The following is a 19548-nucleotide window of genomic DNA, read 5'->3' as shown; positions in this document are numbered from 1 at the left end:
GGGCCACGTCCACGGTGACGAGGGCGCACAGGACGAAGCACAGCCCGGCGAGCGCCGCCAGGGCGAAGTCGAGAACGGTGAGGATCTGCATGCCGTCGACGATGCCGCCGCAGCACACCGCGCGTCCTCGGCCGCCGGGCCGTTACGGGCACCCGGCATCGGCCTGCAGGCCGACCCGCGCATCGGCCGTCCGTCCGTACTCTTTCCGGCGTGGAACCCGATACGCCGCTCTCCCCGGCCATCCGGCACGCCATCACGGTCTCGCTCTGCGGGGGCCTGGCCCTGGTGTGGCTGCTCGACCTGGTGGCCTACTACGACCCGCAGCACCGGTGGTCGAGCCGGCTGCCCCTTGTCGCCGGTCCGCTCGCCGCCGCCACGCTGCTCCTTCCCGCCCGCCGGCCGGGTCCCGAATGGCGTGCCGGTGCCGCCGCGCTGGGCTCCCTGGCCCTGACAGCGGGCCTGGGTGCGTATGCCCCGCTCTCCAGCGGTACGTGGGGCATGCTGGAAACGGTCGCCCTGCTCGTGCTGCTCACCCGGACCGCTCGGCGGGTGGAGCGGCCGGCCACCGCCGTGGCGCTGTCGGCGGCGCTGGCGGTCGCGGTGATCGCCCTGCCGCTGCGCGCGGGCGCGGAGCATGACTTCTTCGGATACTCCTTCCTCTTGACCCTCGCCGTCGGCGGGGCCGTCGGCCTGGCCTGCTACCTGCGTCTGCTGGACGCCCGCCGGGCCCGGGCCATGGACGCCGTACGCCAGAACGAACGCCTCGAACTCGCCCGCGATCTGCACGACTTCGTCGCCCACCACGTCACCGGCATCATCGTGCACGCCAACGCCGCGCTGATGATCCAGGAGACCTCCCCGGAGCAGCTCAAGCCCCTGCTGGAAGGCATCTCCCGGGCCGGTGGCGAGACCCTGGATTCCATGCGCCGCCTGGTACGGGTACTGCGCGAGGAGGACCACCAGGCCGCGCGCCCGGGCGAGCTGCTGACCGAGCTGGACCGCCTGGTCTCCGCGTTCGCCGGGCACGGCACCGAGGCGCGGCTGGATGTCGAGGACTCGGTGCGCGGGGTCCGGCTGGCCCCGGAGGTGGAGACCTCCGTTCACCGCGTGGTGCAGGAGGCGCTGACGAACGTGCGCCGCCACGCCCCCGGCGCCGACGTGGCCGTCCGCCTCGACCTCCACCAGCAAGGCGACCGCGATCGGCTGCGGGTGGGGGTGCTCAACACGGCACCAACGGCCCGCGCCACCGCCCCGACAGGCGGCCGGGGCGGCTTCGGCCTGGTGGGCCTGCGCGAACGCGTCGAAGCGGTGGAAGGCACCCTCACCAGCGGCCGGACAGCGGACGGCGGCTGGAGCGTGAGCGCCGCCTTCCCGGTCCTGCCGGCTGTGGAAGGATCACCCGCGTGAACCTCTCCGACGCTACGAACGGGGCGGGCGGTCCCCGCACACGAGTGCTGATCGCGGACGACCAGGAGATGGTCCGCACCGGCTTCCGGCTGATCCTGGGCACCCAGCCCGACCTGGAGGTCATCGGCGAGGCCGCCGACGGCGCCGAGTGCGTCGAACTCGCCCGCCGTCTGCGCCCCGACGTGTGCCTCGTCGACATCCGCATGCCCAAGCTGGACGGCCTGGAAGTCACCCGCGCCCTGGCCGGGCCGGGCGTCACCGACCCTCTGCGCGTCGTGGTCGTGACCACCTTCGACCAGGACGACTATGCCTACACCGCCCTGCGCAACGGCGCCTGTGGCTTCTTGTTGAAGGACGCCGGATCCACCCTCCTGATCGAGGCCGTACGATCCGCCGCCCGCGGCGACGCCCTGGTCTCCCCTGCGGTCACCGTCCGCCTCCTCAAGCACCTCGCCGGGCAGCAGCCTGCACCAGCCACCCCGCATCCGCTCTCCCAGCGGGAAATGGACGTCGTGCGCCTGCTCGCGGTGGGCCGCACCAACCAGGAGATCTGCGACGAACTGTACCTTTCCCTGGGCACCGTCAAGACGCACCTGGCCAACATCAAGGACAAGCTGGGCGTCCGCAACCGCGTCGAGATCGCCGCCTGGGCCTGGCACACCGGCCTCGTACGGGACCGCCAGGCGCCGCCCGCCTGACCGGTCCGGGTCGGCCTGCAGGCCGACCACGGGCAGCCATCTTCGGCTCGCAGGCCGAAGCGTCGGGGCCGCGCGGCGAGCCAGTCTCCTCAGGAAGCGTCACAGAAGCGAGCGCCCCCGAGGAGAAGATCATGAAGTACGTCGTCGTGTCCCTGACCGCCGCCACCGCCGTGGCCCTCGGCGGCCTGGCCGTGGCCGGACCCCGGCTGCTGAGCACCGAGTCGACCAGCACCGTCGGCGCCACGGCCACCGTGTCGCGAACGGAGGTCGAGAAGCAAGTCCGTGAGCACTACGCCCTGCCGCTGGTGCAGGAGAAGCCGCGGGCGGTCAGCTGCGCCGGAGGTCTGAAGGCACAGCAGCGTGCCATGGTCGACTGCACGGTGACGTCCAAGGACGGAAAGAAGCAGCACATCGCGGTGTCCGTGACCAAGGTCGAGGGAAACGAGGTCTCGTACGACTACGTGATGCTGAGCGACTAGAGCTTGTCCGGCGGCACTCACGTCGTGGCCGACACCACATCGCGGTCACCGGGCGGCTCCAACCCGTCCTGGCAGCGACAAAGGCAGGAAGGGTAACGGTCAGCTTTCCGCCCGTGCGGTGGCTACGCGCGCCTGCGCCACGTGGCAGGCTCACCGCCTGGCGACAGAGTTCAGTCCGGGAAACGGCACGACCGCTGAGGGCTGTGGCGACGCGGACGATGCCAGCCCTCCGGGCCACCCCCGCCCCGAGCTGTCCGGCTCTGCAGTTGGTACGGAGCCGACGGCGACGCACTCAACGCAGGACTGTCCTGCGCGTCCGCGATTCCCGTCGCCGGCTACGGCGCCTCCGCCGTGAAATTCGGCAAATGGGGCGACAAGGCCTGGGGAGCCCTCAAGGGACTGTTCGGGAAGGGCGCCAAAACCTGCAAGGTTTCAACAGCGTCGCGCCCGAGACCCGCGTGGTCATGGCCGACGGCACGGTCGAGCAGATCCGTTACGTGCGGGTGGGTGACCGTGTGCTCGCCACCGACACGAGGACGGGGCTGACAGGACCACAGACCGTGCAGCGCGTGATCACCGGCGACGGGACGAAGCGCCTCGTGCGGATCACCGTCGAGGGTGCCGCCGGGAGCACTGCCGGGAGCTTCACGGCGACCGACAACCATCCGCTGTGGCTGGCCGACCGGAACACTTGGACCCCCGCCGGCCAGGTGCGGCCCGGGCACTGTCTCCGCACACCCGACGGGACGCTCCGCACCGTCCTCGCCACCCGCGGCTGGGCCCAGGAACAGCAGGTCTACAACCTCACGGTCAGCAACACCCACACCTCGCCGGTCCTGGTGACTCTGGAACCACCGTGGCCACTACGCGAATTCGCCCGCCCGCACCCGGCCCCGTCTGGGCGGAGCCCGGACGCCGTACCCCGGGAAGGGTGTGTCCTCACGGCGCAGCCGGCGCTGACCCCTTTTCTCGTGGCCTTGGTCTCCTTGTGCGTGAGGGTGAGGAGGGTCCGTGGGGGAGTCGGTCGAGCGGGTGGACGAGCGGGATCGGGTCGTGGGGGTGGTGGACAGGGCGCAGGCCGTACGCAGCGAGTGGCTGCGCCGGGTGGCGATCACCGTGTGCCGGGATGTCGATGGGCGGGTGCTCGTGCATCGGCGGGCGGACGGTGTCGCTCGGTTTCCGGGGCAGTACGACTGGCTGGTCGGCGGGGCCGCGGGGGTCGGGGAGTCGTACGAGCAGGCGGTGGCCCGGGGGGTCTTCGAGGAGTTGGGGGGTCCGCGTCTCGGTGCGGTTCCTCTTCAAGTTCCTGTGCCGGGGGCCATGAGCCCGTACTGGCTCGGTGTGCACGAGGCCGTGCCGACGGAGGGGATGGAGCGTGCCGTGCGACCCGATCCCGCGGAGATCTCCTGGCACTCCTGGATGACCGGGGTCGAGTTGCGGGCCGCGCGCCGGGAGTGGGCGTTCGTGCCGGACGGGCAGGAGGTGTTCCGGCGCTGTGCCGCCGCCGACGACGACCCGGGGCGTTGTCAGTGGCTGCCCCTACGCTCGTGACCGGTGGGTGCGGTGGGCGCACTGGATGGGATGGCACGGTGTGACGGGCATGGCTTCGGCAGCGGATCGGACATGGCGCAGTACGGGGCTGCGGTGGTCCGCTCATGGGCCCGTGCTCACCTGGGACGGTGGGCGTGAGAGCGGGCTGGCGTGGGGGAAGCGGGTCGCTTTCGGCGTGGCCGTCGGAGCGGTGCGGACGTGCGTCGGGGCGCGTGGTCACCCGTGTGCCGTGCGGGCCGCGGTGCCGGGGCGGAGCACCGGCGCCCGCTGCGAGGAGTGCGCGCGCATGGACCGTGCGCACTCCGTCGCCGCCGATACGTACGCCGACGATCCACGGCCCTACTCCGTCTACCTGGCGTGGTTCGGGCCGGGCATGGTCAAGGTCGGGATCACCGCCGTCGAGCGTGGATCCGCCCGGCTTATGGAGCAGGGGGCCGTCCTGTTCAGTTGGCTGGGCCGGGGGCCGTTGATGGCCGCGCGGCGGACCGAGGAGCTGTTGCGGGCGGCGCTCGACGTCCCCGACCGGATTCCGTATGCCGACAAGCGGGCGGTACGGGCCGCGTTGCCGGAGCCCGCCGTACGCGTCGCCGAGCTCGGAGAACTGCATGCCCGGGCCCGGCGGCTGGCGGGCTGGCCCGAGTCGCTGGAGCGGGCGCCCTTCGAACCGGTCGACCACACGCGGGTGTTCGGCCTCGCCGGGCTGCCGCCCGCGTACGGATCCGTCGGCGAGCTGGCGCCCGGCGCCCGGGTGAGCGGTGAACTCCTCGCCGCCGCCGGGCCGGACCTGCACCTGGCCACGGTGCGTGGCGTCGTCGTACTCGACACCCGACTGCTGCCGGGGTGGGAGCTGACCGCGGCGGGCGACGGTGGGTCGACCGTGCCGGTGAGGGAGTTCGGCGGGGTGCAGGGAGGGCTCTTCTGAGGCCGATCAATGGGTTCCCCGGTTGTGCCGTGGGTGGGCGGGAGGGTGGTGCGGTGCCCGCCGTGTTAGCTCGTGGACCGACCGCGATTCTCATCTCCGTGCGCACCGTTTCCGCCCGCGCACAGCTTTCACCGCACTCCTTCCCCACCTCCGTCCGCGGCTCCCCGGCCGCCGCGATCACCGTCGAGTTCCCTGGTCATGGCGTTTTGGCGGTCGACGAATCCCCGTCACGAGGATCACGGGGGCGCCACGGGGGCGCCACGGGACAAGCGACTCCCAGGTGTTCACTGAGAGCCGCCTGTGCGTTTCTCAGGAAAATCACAGCTTCCCGAAAGGGCGCTCTCAGAGGACCCCGACATGGTGCTGACCATGACCACGACCTCGCCCCAGGGGCGCACCGAACTGCTGAGGCCGGACGGGAGCCCCGTCCGAGTGCTTGTGGTGGACGACGAGATGTCGATCACCGAGCTGCTGTCCATGGCCCTGCGCTACGAAGGCTGGCAGATCCGCAGCGCGGGCGACGGGACCGGAGCGGTGCAGACCGCCCGCGAGTTCCGTCCCGACGCCGTCGTGCTCGACATGATGCTGCCCGACATGGACGGCCTCACCGTGCTCGGTCGCCTGCGCCGCGAGCTCCCCGACGTCCCGGTCCTCTTCCTGACGGCCAAGGACGCCGTCGAGGACCGGATCGCGGGGCTGACCGCGGGCGGCGACGACTACGTCACCAAGCCCTTCAGCCTCGAAGAGGTCGTGGCCCGGCTGCGCGGCCTCATCCGGCGTTCCGGCGCCGCCGACCGGCGCTCCGACTCCGTGCTCGTCGTCGGCGACCTCACCCTGGACGAGGACAGTCACGAGGTGTCCCGGGCCGGGCAGGGCATCCACCTCACCGCCACGGAGTTCGAACTGCTGCGGTTCCTGATGCGTAATCCCCGGCGCGTGCTCAGCAAGGCGCAGATCCTCGACCGCGTGTGGTCGTACGACTTCGGGGGGCAGGCGAACGTCGTGGAGCTCTACATCTCCTACCTGCGCCGGAAGATAGACGTCGGCCGGGAGCCCATGATCCACACCCGGCGCGGAGCCGGCTACCTGATCAAGCCCGCGGCGTCATGAGTGGTGGGCGACGACGGCCACAGAAGCAGCGGCGAGGACAGCCTCGGACGCTGCGGGCACGGCTCGTCGTCGCGTCCGTGGCACTGATCGCGGTGGTGTGCGCGGTCATCGGCACGGTCACCACGATCGCCCTGCGCGAGCACCTCTACGAACAGCTCAACAATTCGCTCAAAGATGTCGCGGCGCGCGCCTCGGGACCGCGGGACAAGCCGGCCGGGGTCGGGCAGCAGTCGGCGAACCAGCCGCAGGGCGACGACAGGGTGATCCCGAACAAGGACCCGCTCGACTTCGTCGTCAAGGGCCCGAAGTCCGAGCTGTCCATCGGCGCCGTCGTCGACGGGGTCAACGGCGCCATCACCCGGGCCGAGTACGGCAAGGAGGTGCAGACCGATTCCACCGACCGCCCTGAGATGCAGTCCTACTCCCTCAACGCCGCCCAGAAGGCGGCGCTGGCGAAGGTCGCGCGGGACGGGAAGCCGCACACCGTCACCATCCCCGGCCTCGGCGAGTACCAGGTCCAGTTCACCGAGGGCTTTCACGGCACCTTCTACGTCGCCCTCCCCACAGACGACGTCAACGACACCCTCAACACCCTCATCCTCGTAGAGGTAAGCGTCACCACCGCCGGCCTCGTCGCCGCCTCGCTGGCCGGTGCCGCCATGGTCGGTGTCGCCCTGCGCCCGCTGCGCCGGGTCGCCTCCACCGCCACCCGCGTCTCCGAACTCCCGCTGCACACGGGCGAAGTGAACATGACCGAGCGGGTGCCCGACACCGAGGCGGATCCGCACACCGAGGTCGGACAGGTCGGCGCGGCGCTCAACCGCATGCTCGACCACGTCCACGGCGCGCTGCACGCGCGCCAGCAGAGCGAGATGCGGGTCCGGCAGTTCGTCGCCGACGCCAGCCATGAGCTGCGTACGCCACTCGCGTCGATCCGCGGCTACGCCGAGCTCACCAGACGCGGCCGGGAGGAGACCGGGCCCGACACGCGGCACGCCCTCGGCCGGATCGAGTCCGAGGCGAGCCGGATGACGCTGCTCGTCGAGGATCTGCTGCTGCTCGCGCGACTGGACGCCGGGCGGCCCCTGCAGTTCATTCAGACCGACCTGGTGCCGCTCGTCGTGGACACCATCAGCGACGCACGCGCCGCAGGACGCGAACACAACTGGCGCCTGGAGCTGCCCGACGAGCCGGCCCTCGTGTCGGCGGACGCGGCCCGGCTCCAGCAGGTGCTCGTCAACCTGCTCGCCAACGCCCGGACGCACACACCCCCCGGTACGACCGTCACCGCACGCGTGCGCCGCCAGGGACCCTGGCTGTGCGTGGAAGTCCAGGACAACGGCCCCGGCATCCCTCAGGACCTGCTCCCGCACGTCTTCGAACGGTTCGCGCGCGGCGACTCCGCGCGCTCCCGCTCCACCGGGTCGACCGGTCTCGGGCTCGCCATCGTGCAGGCCGTGGCGGCGGCACACGAAGGTGCCGTCACCGTCGACAGCGTGCCCGGGCAGACGGTGTTCACGCTGCACCTGCCCGCGCTCCCGGTCGAAGCGGCCCCGCACTTCAGCTTCGACGCGTTCGAGTCCTTCGACTCGGTGGACCACGCGGACTCCGGCGACCCCGCCGAAACAAACCCGCAAACGTACTCACAGGCACAGCACAGCACCACCACATGGGCATAACAGCGCACTTCAGCAGTGTGCTTGTCATGCAAACCGACTCTTCTCCCGGCAACCTGCCGGCGCGGGAGCACCTCCCGGCCGGGTCCGCCGGTACGCCTGTCCTGGACGTAGTGATCCCCGTCTACAACGAGGAGAAGGACCTCCAGCCGTGCGTGCTCAGGCTCCACGAGCACCTCGCCCGGACCTTTCCGTACGCGTTCCGCATCACCGTCGCGGACAACGCGTCCACGGACACCACCCCGCTGGTGGCCGCACGGCTGGAGTCGGAGATACCTGAGGTCAGGTCCTTCCGCCTGGACCAGAAGGGCCGCGGTCGGGCCCTCAGGACGGCGTGGTCCGCCTCGGACGCCCCGATCCTCGCCTACATGGACGTGGACCTGTCCACCGACCTCAACGCCCTGCTGCCGCTGGTGGCCCCGCTGATCTCGGGCCACTCCGACCTGGCGATCGGCTCGCGCCTCGCCCGCTCGTCGCGAGTCGTGCGCGGCGCCAAGCGGGAATTCATCAGCCGTGGTTACAACCTGATCCTGCGGGGTTCGCTGCAGGCCCGCTTCTCCGACGCGCAGTGCGGTTTCAAGGCGATCCGGCGCGATGTGGCACAGCTCCTGCTGCCGTTGGTCGAGGACACCGGCTGGTTCTTCGACACGGAGATGCTGGTCCTCGCGGAGCGTGCCGGACTGCGCATTCACGAGGTGCCGGTCGACTGGGTCGACGACCCCGACTCGACCGTCCACATCGTGAAGACCGCCACCGAGGACCTGAAGGGGGTGTGGCGGGTCGGGCGGGCGCTGGCCACCGGCTCGCTGCCCCTGGACCGTCTCGCCCGTCCGTTCGGGGACGACCCGCGCGACCGCGACCTCACGGGCGTGCCGCGCGGACTCGCCCGCCAGTTGGTCGGGTTCTGCGTGGTGGGCGGACTGTCGACCCTCTTCTATCTCATGCTCTACAGCGGTTTCCGTACGTTCTCGGGGTCCCAGTTCGCCAACGCGCTGGCCCTGCTGGTCTCGGCGATCGCCAACACGGCGGCCAACCGGCGGCTGACGTTCGGGGTGCGGGGCCGGGGTGGTGCCGTCCGCCACCAGGCGCAGGGCCTGGTGGTCTTCGGAATCGGCCTCGCCCTCACCAGCGGTTCGCTGGCCGCCCTGAACGCGGCGACCTCCGACCCCGGGCACTCCACGGAACTGGCGGTGCTCATCGCCGCCAACCTCGCGGCGACGGTGCTGCGCTTCCTGCTCTTCCGCGCCTGGGTCTTCCCGGACCGGCGGGACGACAAGCCCGCGGTCGCGCGCCAGCAGCACGGCTACGACACGACGGCGGTCCGGCCTCCGTACGAGTCGGCGGCCCGGTCTCCGTACGAGCAGTACGGCGTCCGGTACGCGACCCAACAGCAGAACGGCGGCACTCAGCCGCACGGCAGCACTCAGCCGCACGGCAGCAGCCAGCATCACGGCGCCGCGCAGCAGCACGGCAGCGCCCAGCATCACGGCACCGCTCGGCGGTACGGCAGTCCGTACGCGACGCAGGCCACCTCCCCGTGCGGCCCTCAGGGCACGTACGAGACCGGCCAGTTCCGCGCCGACGGCGCCGCGGACCGCACCCCGTGGGACTCCACCGTGCAGTTTCAGCCGGTGCGCCCGCACGACGACGACCTGAGGAACGCACGATGACCATCCAGTCAAACCCGACCCCCCAGGCGTCCCCCGCCTGGGGACCGCCGGACCCGGACAGCAGAACCGCGACCACCGTGCAGGAGCGGCCCGAGTCGCCCCGGCCGAGCACCGGCCCCGACGCCGGTGAGCCCAAGCAGCCGCTGGGGCGCCGACTGTGGCGCGGCCGGCCCGAGGACCCCAGCTGGGCCCGGCCCGCGTTCCTCGCCACGCTGCTCCTGATCGGCGCGCTGTACACCTGGAACCTCTCGGCCTCCGGGTACGCCAACTCCTTCTACTCCGCGGCCGTACAGGCCGGCAGCCAGTCGTGGAAGGCGCTCTTCTTCGGCTCGCTCGACTCGGCCAACGCCATCACCGTCGACAAGCCGCCGGCCTCGCTGTGGCCGATGGCGCTGTCGGTCAAGCTGTTCGGCCTGAACTCCTTCGCGATCCTGTTCCCGCAGGTCCTGATGGCGGTCGCCACCGCCGGTGTGCTGTACGCGGCCGTGCGGCGCCGGTTCGGCGCCGCGGCCGGTCTGATCACCATGGCGGTCTTCGCGCTGACGCCCGTCGCCGCGCTGATGTTCCGCTTCAACAACCCGGACGCGGCCCTCGCGCTGCTGATGGCCGTCGCGGTCTACTGCACGCTGCGCGCCCTGGAGAAGGCCCGGACGAAGTGGCTGGTGTGGGCCGGTGTCGCGATCGGTCTCGCTTTCCTGGTGAAGACGCTGCAGGCCTTCCTGATCCTGCCGGTGCTCGCGGTCGTGTACGCGGTCTTCGCTCCGGCGAGCCTGAAGAAGCGCGTCGGGCAGGTGCTGCTCGCCGGGTTGGCGATGGTCGTCTCCGGTGGCTGGTGGGTGGCGATCGTCGAGCTGTGGCCGGCGTCCTCGCGTCCGTACATCGGCGGCTCGCAGACCAACTCCTTCCTGGAGCTGACCTTCGGCTACAACGGCCTCGGCCGCATCAACGGCAACGAGACCGGCAGCGTCGGCGGCGGTGGCGGCAACGGCGGCGGCAACGGCGGCGGCAACTGGGGCGAGACCGGCTGGGACCGGATGTTCAGCTCCGGCAGCGGTGGCCAGATCTCCTGGCTGATCCCGGCCGCGCTGATCCTGTTCGGGGCTGCCCTGTGGCTCACGAGGAAGGCCAGGCGCACGGACACGGCGCGCGCCGCGTTCCTGCTCTGGGGCGGCTCGCTGCTGATCACCATGGTGGTCTTCAGCTTCATGCAGGGCATCTTCCACGAGTACTACACCGTCGCCCTCGCCCCCTACATCGCGCCGCTGGTCGGTATGGGCGCGGCCGTCCTGTGGGAGGAGCGCGGCAAGGTGTGGGCGTCGCTGACGCTGGCGGGCGCCATGACGGCGACCGCGGTGTGGGGCTACGTCCTGCTCAACCGCTCCTCGGATTACCTGCCGTGGCTGAAGTGGCTGGTCCTGGTCGGCGGTCTGGTCGCCGCGTCGGGCTTCGTCTTCATCGCCCGGATCGGACGCCGACTGGCCCTCGCGGTGCTGGCGCTGGGCCTCGTCACCTCCGTGGCGGGTCCGACGGCGTACACGCTGACCACGCTGAACGAGGGCCACACCGGTTCGATCGTCAGGGCCGGTCCGGCGGTGGCCGGTGGCCGCGGTGGCCCGGGCGGGGGCGGTGGTCCCGGTGGCGGTCGCATGGGTGGCGGTTTCCCCGGCGGGGCTCCCGGCCAGAACCAGCAGGGCCAGCAGAACCAGCAGGGCAACGGCCTCCCGGGCGGCGCCGCCCCCGGCGATGGCCTCCAGAACCAGCACCAGGGCCAGAGCCAGCAGGGTGGTGCCGGCGGCGGTATGGGTGGAGGCGGCGGTATGGGCGGCCTGCTCAACGGCGCCGCCGTCAGCGACGAGGCCAAGAAGCTGCTGGAGGCCAACGCGGGTGACTACACCTGGGTCGCCGCGGCCATCGGCGCCCAGAACGCCGCGAGCTACCAGCTCTCCACGAGTGAGCCCGTGATGGCGATCGGTGGCTTCAACGGTACCGACCCGTCCCCGACACTGGCCGAGTTCAAGAAGTACGTGAACGAGGGCAAGATCCACTACTTCATCGCCGGTGGTGGCATGGGCGGCGGCGGTATGGGTGGCGGCCGGCGCGGCAGCGACTCCGGTACCTCGTCCCAGATCAGCACCTGGGTCCAGGAGAACTTCAAGCAGGTCACGGTCGGATCCGCGACCTTCTACGACCTGACGCAGCCGACCAGCGGCAACTGACGACTCCCCCGGAAGGGCTCCCCGGCAAGGACCACCCGGAAGGGCTGGGCTCCCCGGGAAGGGCTCCCCCGGAAGGGCTCCCGGGGAAGAATTTCCCCCCGCAAGGGCGGTGTCCGAGGTCTCGACCTCGGACACCGCCCCCTTCTCTTTTCCGCTGTACGGCGTACAGCAAAGTTCCTGTACGCCGTATAGGGAAAGCTTTACGGTGTACGGGACCCCAGGCCTGTCCCTTTCCCGTACACCGCAGAAGGACATCCATGACAACGCAGGGGCACCCCCAGCGCTGGCTCATCCTTGGCGTCATCTGTCTCGCACAGCTCACCGTGCTGCTCGACAACACCGTGCTGAACGTCGCGATCCCCTCCCTCACCAAGGAACTCGGCGCGGCCACCTCCGACATCCAGTGGATGATCAACGCCTACTCACTGGTCCAGTCGGGTCTGCTGCTCACCGCGGGCTCCGCCGCCGACCGCTACGGCCGAAAGAAGATGCTGATCGCGGGCCTCGCGCTGTTCGGCATCGGTTCGGTGGTGGCCGGACTCGCCGACACCACCGGTCAGTTGATCGCCGCCCGTGCGGGAATGGGTGTCGGCGGCGCGCTGCTGCTCACCACCACGCTCGCCGTCGCGATGCAGATCTCCACGCCCGAGGAGCAGCCCAAGGCGATCGGCATCTGGTCCGCGGTCAACGCGCTCGGCTTCGCGACCGGGCCCCTCGTCGGCGGTTTCATGCTCGAACACTTCTGGTGGGGCGCGATCTTCATGATCAACCTGCCGGTCGCGGCGCTCGGTCTGGTGGCGGTGGTGGCCCTCGTACCCGAGTCCAAGAACCGCCGTGGAGACCGTCCTGACCTGCTGGGTGCGCTGCTGTCGACCCTCGGCATGAGTTCGCTCGTATTCGCGATCATCTCCGGTCCCGAGCACGGCTGGACCTCCGGCCGGGTCCTGGCGACGGCCGCGGTGGCCGTGGTGGTGCTGGCCCTCTTCGCCTACTGGGAGAGCCGGATCCCGTACCCCATGCTCGACATGCACTTCTTCCGCGACCGCCGGTTCACGGGCGCCGTCGCGGGAGCGGTGCTCATCACCTTCGGCATGGGCGGCTCGCTGTTCCTGCTCACCCAGCACCTGCAGTTCGTCCTCGGCTACGAAGCCCTGGAAGCCGGACTGCGCACGGCACCGCTCGCCCTCACGGTCGTGGTCCTCAACTTCTCGGGCCTGGCGGCCAAGTGGACGACGAAGCTCGGCCACCCGGTCGCCATCCTCCTCGGCATGATCCTGATGTCCGTCGGCCTCGTGTCGATCGCCACGCTGACCGAACACGGCTACCCGGGCACGCTGCTCGGCCTGCTGCTCATCGGTGCGGGTGCCGCGATCGCCAGCCCGGCGATGGCACACGCCATCATGAGTGCGATCCCGCCGGAGAAGGCGGGTGTCGGCGCCGGAGTCAACGGCACCCTGGCCGAGTTCGGCACCGGGCTCGGTGTGGCGGTGCTCGGCGCGGTCCTCAACTCCCGCTTCGCCGCGCTGATCCCGGTGGCGGCGACCTCGCTCCCCGCGGCACTGGCCGGGGCGGACTCCGCTCAGGAACGCGACCGGATCACCGACGCGTTCGCCGGTGGCCTGGAAACCAGCCAGTTGGTGGGGGCGGCCGCGGTACTGCTGGGTGGTGTGGTGGCGGCCGCGTTGCTGCGGCGCGCCGAGCGGGAGGATTCTGCGGTGACGGCATCGGTGTGACGGTCCGGCGGCCCGGGCCGGACACGGGGCGACGCCGCGCACATAGCATCGGGGAGGGGCGGGTTTCGGCCCCTCCCCGGAGCACGAGGCGGAGTACCAGGTCGAGGAAGGTGCGCCATGGTGAGGGCAGCCGAGCGGACGGGGCGGCCGGCGCGGGCCAGCGTCTGGCTGGAGGACAGGGCGCGGCGCGGCGGGTCGGCGCGCGGCGGCCAGCCGTCCGGGCTCGACCGGGACCGCGTCATCGAAACGGCGGTACGGCTGTTGGACGCCGAGGGGCTGGCCAAGTTCTCGATGCGCCGGCTCGCCGCCGAGCTGAACGTCACCGCGATGTCCGTGTACTGGTACGTGGACACCAAGGACGATCTGCTGGAACTGGCGCTCGACCTGGTGTTCGGCGAGATGCGCGGGCCCGACGCGGACGGGCCCCACTCCGACGCGGACGGGCCGCGCTCCGACGCGGACGGGCCGCGCTCCGACGCGGACGGGCCGGACTCCGTCGGGGACTGGCGGGACCACCTGCGGCAACTCGCCGTTGCCTACCGGTCGGCGCTGGTCCGTCACCCGTGGGTGTCACCGCTCGCCGGGAGCTTTCTCAATATCGGCCCGAACGCGCTGGACTTCTCCAGGGCCATCCAGGGGGTTGTCCGGCGCACCGGGCTGTCGCCGGCGGAGCAGGCGGGGGCGATCGCCGCGGTCTTCCAGTTCGTGTACGGCTTCGGCACGATCGAGGGCCACTACCTCGAACGGTGTGCGGCGGCGGGGGTGAGCCCGGACGAGTACTTCAGGCAGTCCATGGCCGCCGTGACCGAGGCCCCGCAGATCAGCGACGTCATCGAGGCGTCCAGGGAACTGATCGAGGCCCGGGGCGCCGGCACGGTGGCCGAGATGTGGGAACGCGACTTCACCACGGGTCTGGAGATCCAGATCGCGGGAATCGAGGCGATGGTGGCGCGCGCCCGACGGGACGGAGCCTGACGCACGGGTTCCTCCGGGGCCTTGCCCTGGCGGTCAGGGGGTGGCGAGCCGCGCCGGGAACCCCCCGGTGGCCACCGGTCCCCAGCGTTCGGGCGTGACCCTGATGATCGACTTGCCCTGCTTGACCATGGCCGCCCGGTACTCGTCCCAGTCCGGGTGCTCGCCCGCGATGTTGCGGTAGTACTCGACGAGCGGCTCGACCGAGTCGGGGGAGTCGATCACCTCGGCGGTCCCGTCGATCTGCACCCAGGGCCCGTCCCAGTCGTCGCTGAGCACGATCAGGCTGACCCGCTCGTCGCGTTTGGCGTTGCGGGTCTTGGCGCGCTCGGGGTAGGTGGAGACGACGATCCGGCCGGAGTCGTCGACGCCGCAGGTCAGCGGGGAACCCTGGGGGCTGCCGTCCGAGCGGCGGGTGAGCAGGATCGCGCGGTGGCGCGGCCGTACGAAGTCCAGCAGCTCGTCACGGGAGACGGCGGTGTTCGTAGCGATGTTCGGTGCCATGCCCGCAGCCTAGGCGCTGGGCCCGCGCGCCGGGTGTCCCTGTCGTTCCTATGTTTGCGGCAGCGTGTCGCCCTGCACGGCCTGTACGTCCAGCTCAACCTTCAGTGTGGTGCCGATCAACGCGATGCCCGCCTTGACCACCTGGTTGTGGTCGAGGGCGAAGTCGTTTCGGTGCAGTTCCGCGGTCGCGCGGAAGGCGGCCCGGGTGCCGCCCCAGGGGTCGGAGCCGGTGCCGAGGTAGGCGAGGTCCAGCTCGACGGGTCGTACGACGCCGTGCAGGGTCAGTTCGCCGTGCACGGTCCACCGGTCGGTGCCGGCCGCCGTCAGGTCCGTCGACACGTAGGTGATCTCCGGGTACCTCGCCACATCCAGGAAGTCCGCCGACCTCAGGTGGTCGTCCCGGGTGCGGTTGCCCGTGTCGACGGAGACCGCGCGGATCACCGCCTCCACCCGGGACTTGGTCACGTCGTCCGGGGAGATCTCGATCCGCCCGGAGAATTCCGTGAACCGGCCGTGCACGCTGGAGATCCCCAGGTGCTGGGCGACCGCGCCCACGGAGGTGTGCGCAGGGTCGATCGTCCAGGGCCCGGGCGGCGGCAGCTCGGTGCCGCCCTGCCGGGCCAGCACCACCTGCCCCACGTCCGCGCGACCGGTCGCGGTCACGATCGCGCTCGACGCGGCGGGCGCGTACCCCATCGCCGTAACGATCACGGTGTACGCCCCGGGTACCAGCGCGGTTCCGTCCCGTACCAGACCCTCCTCGTCGGCCCCGGCGCGCAGCACCTGTGTGCCGGTCGCGTCGGTCACCGTGACGACCGCGTGCGGGACGGCCCAGCCGTCGCGTGTGCGTATCCGTGCGGTCAGTCCCATGACGTCTCTCTTCTCACTTCGCTTGCGGCTGGCTGGACCGGCGGCATCGGGCCGGTCCGTGGCGCGCGCTCCGCCCGGGACGCGCGCCACGGGCCGGGTCCCGGTCTACTCGTCCGGGTGTGCGAGCTCGATGTCGTGGCCGTCGGCTCCGGGGCCGTCGATGGTCAACGCGGTGGCCACGGGCGGGTAACCCGTCGCGATGACGGTGTACTCGCCGCTGTCCAGGTCGGTGAAGGCGTACGCCCCGTCCGCCCCGGTCGTGGCCGTGCCGACGACGTTGCCCGCCGCGTCGACGAGGGTGACACGGGCGTCGGCGAGCGGGCCGTGCGGTGCCCGGACCGTGCCCTGGAGGCGGGCGCCGGCGCGGAGGCCGACCTCGACACGGGTGATCCCGGTGCCGCCCACCTCGACGGGCAGCGCGGCCGGACGGTGGCCCGCGGCGTTCACCGCGACGGTCACCTGACCCGGGACCAGTTCGCTGAAGCCGAACTCGCCCTGCTCGTCGGTCCTGCCGGTGGCCAGCACATCGCCGCGCACGTCGGTGACGATGACGACGGCGTCCCGCACCGGCGCCCCGGTCCCGGCGTCCCGCACCAGGCCGGTCAGCCCGCTGGTGCCGCTGAGCAGGATGTCGTAGGTGACCGGGTCCTCGCCCACGACGACCGTCGAGGCCTGCGGCTGGAAGCCGTCGGCGGAGGCGATCAGGACGTAGCTGCCTGTGCCCGGCGCGTCGACCGAGTAGGCGCCGTCGGCCTGCGCGACCGAGCGGCTCAGCTGGCGCCCGGCCGCCGATATCAGCGTGACGGCGGCCCGAGGGACGGGCGCGCTCTCGGTGCCGCGGACGAATCCGTGGACCGGGACGCCCCCGGTTGCCCGCTTCTCACCAGTCGCCGGGTTCTCATCGGCCGCGGCGTTCTCGCCGGCCGCCCGGTTCTCACGGGTCGCGCCGTTCCCACCGTCCCGCGCCGCGGCCTCGTCCGCCTCCGAAGCCACCGGGCTGGGGGCGGTGGTAGGGGCCGTGCTGGGGATCGGGCGGGGAGCCGGGCTCGGGGACAAGCCCGCGGCCGGGCTGGGCTCCGGAGCCGGAGCGGGCGCCTTCTCCTCGGCGGCCTGCGTGAGGGCACCCGAAGTACGCAGCGGCACCTCCTTGATGAACAGCGTCACGAAGAAGGCGACCAGCGCCATGCCGGAGGCGATCAGGAAGACGTCCGCGATGCCGTGCCCGTACGCGCTCTCCATCACCGTGCGCAGCGGCGCGGGCAGCTTGTCCATGTCCGGAATGCTGTCGCCCGAGCCGGAACCGGAGGCGAGGGCCGCGTACTTGGGGTCGATACCGGTGAGGCCGTCCTTGACGTAGTCGGTGATGCGGTTGGTCATGATCGCGCCCAGTGCCGAGACGCCGATCGCACCGCCGAGGGAGCGGAAGAAGGTCACCACCGAGCTGGCCGCACCGAGGTCCGCCGGGGCCACCTGGTTCTGCGTGGACAGCACCAGGTTCTGCATCATCATGCCGATGCCGAGCCCCATGACCGCCATGAAGACCGCCGTCTTCCAGTACTCCGTGTCGTAGCGGATGGTGCCCAGCAGGCCGAGGCCCGCGGTGACGAGGACACCTCCGGCGACCAGCCAGGCCTTCCACTTGCCGGTCTTGGTGATGATCTGACCGGAGACGGTGGAGGAGACGAACAGTCCGCCGATCATCGGGATGGTGAGGACGCCCGACATGGTCGGGGACTTGTCCCGGGCCAGCTGGAAGTACTGGGCGAAGAAGACCGTGCCGGCGAACATCGCGACACCCACGAAGAGCGAGGCGATCGACGACAGGGTGATGGTGCGGTTGCGGAACAGCCGCAGTGGGATGATCGGCTCGCTCGCCTTCGACTCGACGAGCACGAACACCAGCCCGAGGACGACGGATCCGCCGACCATCGCGTACGTCTGCCAGGACAGCCAGTCGTATTTGTCACCGGCGAAGGTGATCCAGACGAGCAGCAGCGAGACCGCGGCGGAGATGAAGAACGCGCCGGCCCAGTCGACCTTCACCTCGCGCTTGACGACGGGCAGATGCAGGGTCTTCTGCAGCACGATCAGCGCGATGACGGCGAAGGGCACGCCCACGTAGAAGCACCAGCGCCAGCCGAGCCAGGAGGTGTCGGTGATGACACCGCCGAGCAGCGGGCCGCCCACGGTGGCGACGGCGAAGGTGGCGCCGAGGTAGCCGGAGTAACGACCGCGCTCGCGCGGGGAGATCATCGCGGCCATCACGATCTGCGCGAGCGCGGACAGACCGCCGACGCCGATGCCCTGGACGACACGGCAGGCGATGAGCATGCCGGGGTTCTGGGACAGACCGGCGGCGGCCGACCCCAACACGTAGATGACCAGGGCGATCTGGACGAGCGCCTTCTTGCTGTAGAGGTCGGCGAGCTTGCCCCACAGGGGTGTCGACGCGGTCATCGACAGCAGGGTGGCGGTGACGACCCAGGTGTAGGCGGACTGACCGCCGCCGAGGTCGCCGATGATCTCGGGCAGGGCGTTGGAGACGATCGTCGACGACAGGATCGCGACGAACATGCCGAGCAGGAGGCCGGAGAGGGCCTCCATGATCTGCCGGTGTGTCATGGGGGCTCCGCCGGAGGAGTCCCCTCCGTGCCTGGCGCCGTGCTTGGCGTGGGCCCGCACACCGGCTGGTGTGGTCGTTGCCATGGACTTCCTTCTCTTACTTGTGCGGGTGTACGGGGGTCGGTTCGCTCGTGTGGGGCGGGTGGGGCGAGCGGCAGTCGCCGAAGCGTGCGCGCAGCCGGGTCAGCAGCCGGATGAGCTCGTCGATGTCGTTCTCACTCCAGTCGCCGAGGCGGTCGGAGAGCATCCGGGTGGTGCTCTCGAAGATCTGCTGGAGCTTCGCCTCGCCCGCGGGGGTGAGGCGCAGGATGCGGGAGCGCTTGTCGGCCGGATCGGGTGAGCGGTCGATCCAGCCGCGCTCCGCGAGGTGTGCGACCTGGCGGCTGGTGACCGACATGTCCACGGCCAGCAGCTCCGCGAGACGGCTCATTCGCATCTCGCCGTGCCGACCGAGCAGGGTGAGGACCGCCGTGGATCCGGGCGGGCAGTCGTGCGGAAGGGCCCGTCCCAGTTCTCGCTTGACGGCCCCGAAGGCGCTGAACTGACGGGCCAGCTCCGCGAACCGTTCCGGTCCGGCCATCGGGCACCTCCCTCCCAAGTTGTTGCTTAGGGCAACCATAGGTTTGATTGGTTGCTACAGGCAAATGATGGACCGGGGTGGAGGGGCAAAGACTCGGCAAAGGCAGGCGGGAGCGCCTTCGGGGAAGCACCTTCGGGGCCGTTGAGGGGTTCCCGCGCCATCGGCGAGGGGGTGGTGCCCGAGGGGCCCGGGCTTGGGCGCCTCGCCCGGATTCGCTAGGGTCCTGGGCCATGGCAAACACCCAGGGACCCGAGGGCAACTACGACCCCGCGGGTAGCACCCAGATGTTCCGCGCCTTCGTCGACGAGGAGTCGCGGGGCGGCCGGCAGTCGGCGGGCCAGTCGGGCCCGCGTATCGGTCTGATCCTCGGCGTGGTCGTCGCTCTGGCGGTCGTCGCGGGCGTGGCCTGGCTCGCCCTCAAGTAGCGCCGGACCGGATCCGCTTCATCCGTCTCGGCCACCGCATCCGTCGCGCGCAGGCACGGTCGACGCCGCTCGCGCACATGCGACCGCCGAGGCTGCCTCAGGCGCGCCTCGGC

The 19548-nt window shown here is 71.1% G+C and carries 16 protein-coding genes and 1 pseudogene; 13 read left to right on the top strand and 4 right to left on the bottom strand.

Annotated elements, in window-relative coordinates; translation table 11 throughout:
• The first annotated feature begins 210 nt into the window (after positions 1 to 210).
• The 12 genes and pseudogenes from EF387_RS17085 to EF387_RS17030 all read left to right on the top strand — a co-directional run bounded on the left by EF387_RS17085 (position 211) and on the right by EF387_RS17030 (position 14437).
• A complete protein-coding gene (locus EF387_RS17085; protein ID WP_128377419.1) occupies positions 211 to 1407 on the top strand; it encodes a sensor histidine kinase in 1197 nt (398 codons plus the stop codon).
• Positions 1404 to 2105 (top strand): response regulator, encoded by a 702-nt coding sequence (locus tag EF387_RS17080; protein WP_274388945.1) that lies wholly within the window; start codon positions 1404 to 1406, stop codon positions 2103 to 2105. Before EF387_RS17085 ends, EF387_RS17080 begins: the two co-directional genes overlap by 4 nt.
• A 131-nt stretch (positions 2106 to 2236) precedes the next feature.
• Positions 2237 to 2584, top strand: coding sequence for a DUF4333 domain-containing protein (locus tag EF387_RS17075; protein ID WP_128377418.1), 348 nt, complete (start codon positions 2237 to 2239; stop codon positions 2582 to 2584).
• Positions 2585 to 2802: 218 nt separating this feature from the next.
• Positions 2803 to 3402, top strand: a pseudogene (locus tag EF387_RS50025) (Hint domain-containing protein); the annotation flags it as partial.
• A gap of 193 nt (positions 3403 to 3595) precedes the next feature.
• A complete protein-coding gene (locus tag EF387_RS17065; protein ID WP_128377417.1) occupies positions 3596 to 4135 on the top strand; it encodes an NUDIX domain-containing protein in 540 nt (179 codons plus the stop codon).
• Between the two features lie 49 nt (positions 4136 to 4184).
• The gene (locus EF387_RS17060) at positions 4185 to 5057 is read left to right on the top strand and encodes a DUF2797 domain-containing protein (protein ID WP_128377416.1); all 873 of its coding nucleotides are present in this window, start codon (positions 4185 to 4187) and stop codon (positions 5055 to 5057) included.
• 369 nt (positions 5058 to 5426) lie between these two features.
• Positions 5427 to 6167, top strand: coding sequence for a response regulator transcription factor (locus EF387_RS17055; protein ID WP_162467164.1), 741 nt, complete (start codon positions 5427 to 5429; stop codon positions 6165 to 6167).
• A complete protein-coding gene (locus tag EF387_RS17050) occupies positions 6164 to 7846 on the top strand; it encodes a sensor histidine kinase (RefSeq protein ID WP_128377414.1) in 1683 nt (560 codons plus the stop codon). Before EF387_RS17055 ends, EF387_RS17050 begins: the two co-directional genes overlap by 4 nt.
• A gap of 26 nt (positions 7847 to 7872) precedes the next feature.
• The gene (locus EF387_RS17045; RefSeq protein WP_128377413.1) at positions 7873 to 9513 is read left to right on the top strand and encodes a bifunctional glycosyltransferase family 2/GtrA family protein; all 1641 of its coding nucleotides are present in this window, start codon (positions 7873 to 7875) and stop codon (positions 9511 to 9513) included.
• Entirely contained in the window at positions 9510 to 11729 is a 2220-nt protein-coding gene (locus EF387_RS17040) for an ArnT family glycosyltransferase (RefSeq protein ID WP_128377412.1), read from the top strand. The genes EF387_RS17045 and EF387_RS17040 overlap by 4 nt, the downstream gene beginning before the upstream one ends.
• A gap of 257 nt (positions 11730 to 11986) precedes the next feature.
• Positions 11987 to 13462 carry an MFS transporter gene (locus EF387_RS17035; protein ID WP_128377411.1) on the top strand — a complete coding sequence of 492 codons (1476 nt, stop codon included), beginning with the start codon at positions 11987 to 11989 and terminating at the stop codon, positions 13460 to 13462.
• 117 nt (positions 13463 to 13579) lie between these two features.
• On the top strand, positions 13580 to 14437 hold the full coding sequence (locus EF387_RS17030) for a TetR/AcrR family transcriptional regulator (protein WP_128377410.1): 858 nt from the start codon (positions 13580 to 13582) through the stop codon (positions 14435 to 14437).
• 33 nt (positions 14438 to 14470) lie between these two features.
• Here EF387_RS17030 and EF387_RS17025 read toward each other — a convergent pair whose 3' ends face one another.
• From EF387_RS17025 to EF387_RS17010, 4 genes are all read right to left on the bottom strand, one after another.
• A complete protein-coding gene (locus tag EF387_RS17025) occupies positions 14471 to 14938 on the bottom strand; it encodes a PPOX class F420-dependent oxidoreductase (protein ID WP_128377409.1) in 468 nt (155 codons plus the stop codon).
• 48 nt (positions 14939 to 14986) lie between these two features.
• Positions 14987 to 15808, bottom strand: a complete 822-nt coding sequence (locus EF387_RS17020) for a YceI family protein (protein WP_128377408.1) — start codon at positions 15806 to 15808, stop codon at positions 14987 to 14989.
• Positions 15809 to 15913: 105 nt separating this feature from the next.
• Complete coding sequence (locus EF387_RS17015) at positions 15914 to 18430, bottom strand: MFS transporter (RefSeq protein ID WP_162467163.1); 2517 nt, start codon at positions 18428 to 18430, stop codon at positions 15914 to 15916.
• A gap of 97 nt (positions 18431 to 18527) precedes the next feature.
• Positions 18528 to 19010, bottom strand: a complete 483-nt coding sequence (locus tag EF387_RS17010) for a MarR family winged helix-turn-helix transcriptional regulator (RefSeq protein WP_128377406.1) — start codon at positions 19008 to 19010, stop codon at positions 18528 to 18530.
• A 230-nt stretch (positions 19011 to 19240) separates the two neighbouring features.
• Between EF387_RS17010 and EF387_RS17005 the strand changes: the two genes are divergently transcribed.
• On the top strand, positions 19241 to 19435 hold the full coding sequence (locus tag EF387_RS17005; protein WP_128377405.1) for a hypothetical protein: 195 nt from the start codon (positions 19241 to 19243) through the stop codon (positions 19433 to 19435).
• Positions 19436 to 19548 lie beyond the last annotated feature (113 nt).

This window comes from Streptomyces cavernae (genome assembly GCF_004023625.1).
Lineage (GTDB): Bacteria > Actinomycetota > Actinomycetes > Streptomycetales > Streptomycetaceae > Streptomyces > Streptomyces cavernae.
The sequence above is the reverse complement of the archived record's forward strand: the minus strand, read 5'-3'. Positions and strand labels throughout refer to the sequence as shown.

Coding starts and splice junctions, on each gene's coding strand:
- EF387_RS17075 (WP_128377418.1), top strand. CDS start 2,237: ATGAAGTACGTCGTCGTGTCCCTGACCGCCGCCACCGCCGTGGCCCTC.
- EF387_RS17060 (WP_128377416.1), top strand. CDS start 4,185: ATGGCTTCGGCAGCGGATCGGACATGGCGCAGTACGGGGCTGCGGTGG.
- EF387_RS17055 (WP_162467164.1), top strand. CDS start 5,427: ATGACCACGACCTCGCCCCAGGGGCGCACCGAACTGCTGAGGCCGGAC.
- EF387_RS17050 (WP_128377414.1), top strand. CDS start 6,164: ATGAGTGGTGGGCGACGACGGCCACAGAAGCAGCGGCGAGGACAGCCT.
- EF387_RS17045 (WP_128377413.1), top strand. CDS start 7,873: ATGCAAACCGACTCTTCTCCCGGCAACCTGCCGGCGCGGGAGCACCTC.
- EF387_RS17040 (WP_128377412.1), top strand. CDS start 9,510: ATGACCATCCAGTCAAACCCGACCCCCCAGGCGTCCCCCGCCTGGGGA.
- EF387_RS17035 (WP_128377411.1), top strand. CDS start 11,987: ATGACAACGCAGGGGCACCCCCAGCGCTGGCTCATCCTTGGCGTCATC.
- EF387_RS17030 (WP_128377410.1), top strand. CDS start 13,580: ATGGTGAGGGCAGCCGAGCGGACGGGGCGGCCGGCGCGGGCCAGCGTC.
- EF387_RS17025 (WP_128377409.1), bottom strand. CDS start 14,938: ATGGCACCGAACATCGCTACGAACACCGCCGTCTCCCGTGACGAGCTG.
- EF387_RS17020 (WP_128377408.1), bottom strand. CDS start 15,808: ATGGGACTGACCGCACGGATACGCACACGCGACGGCTGGGCCGTCCCG.
- EF387_RS17015 (WP_162467163.1), bottom strand. CDS start 18,430: ATGACACACCGGCAGATCATGGAGGCCCTCTCCGGCCTCCTGCTCGGC.
- EF387_RS17010 (WP_128377406.1), bottom strand. CDS start 19,010: ATGGCCGGACCGGAACGGTTCGCGGAGCTGGCCCGTCAGTTCAGCGCC.
- EF387_RS17005 (WP_128377405.1), top strand. CDS start 19,241: ATGGCAAACACCCAGGGACCCGAGGGCAACTACGACCCCGCGGGTAGC.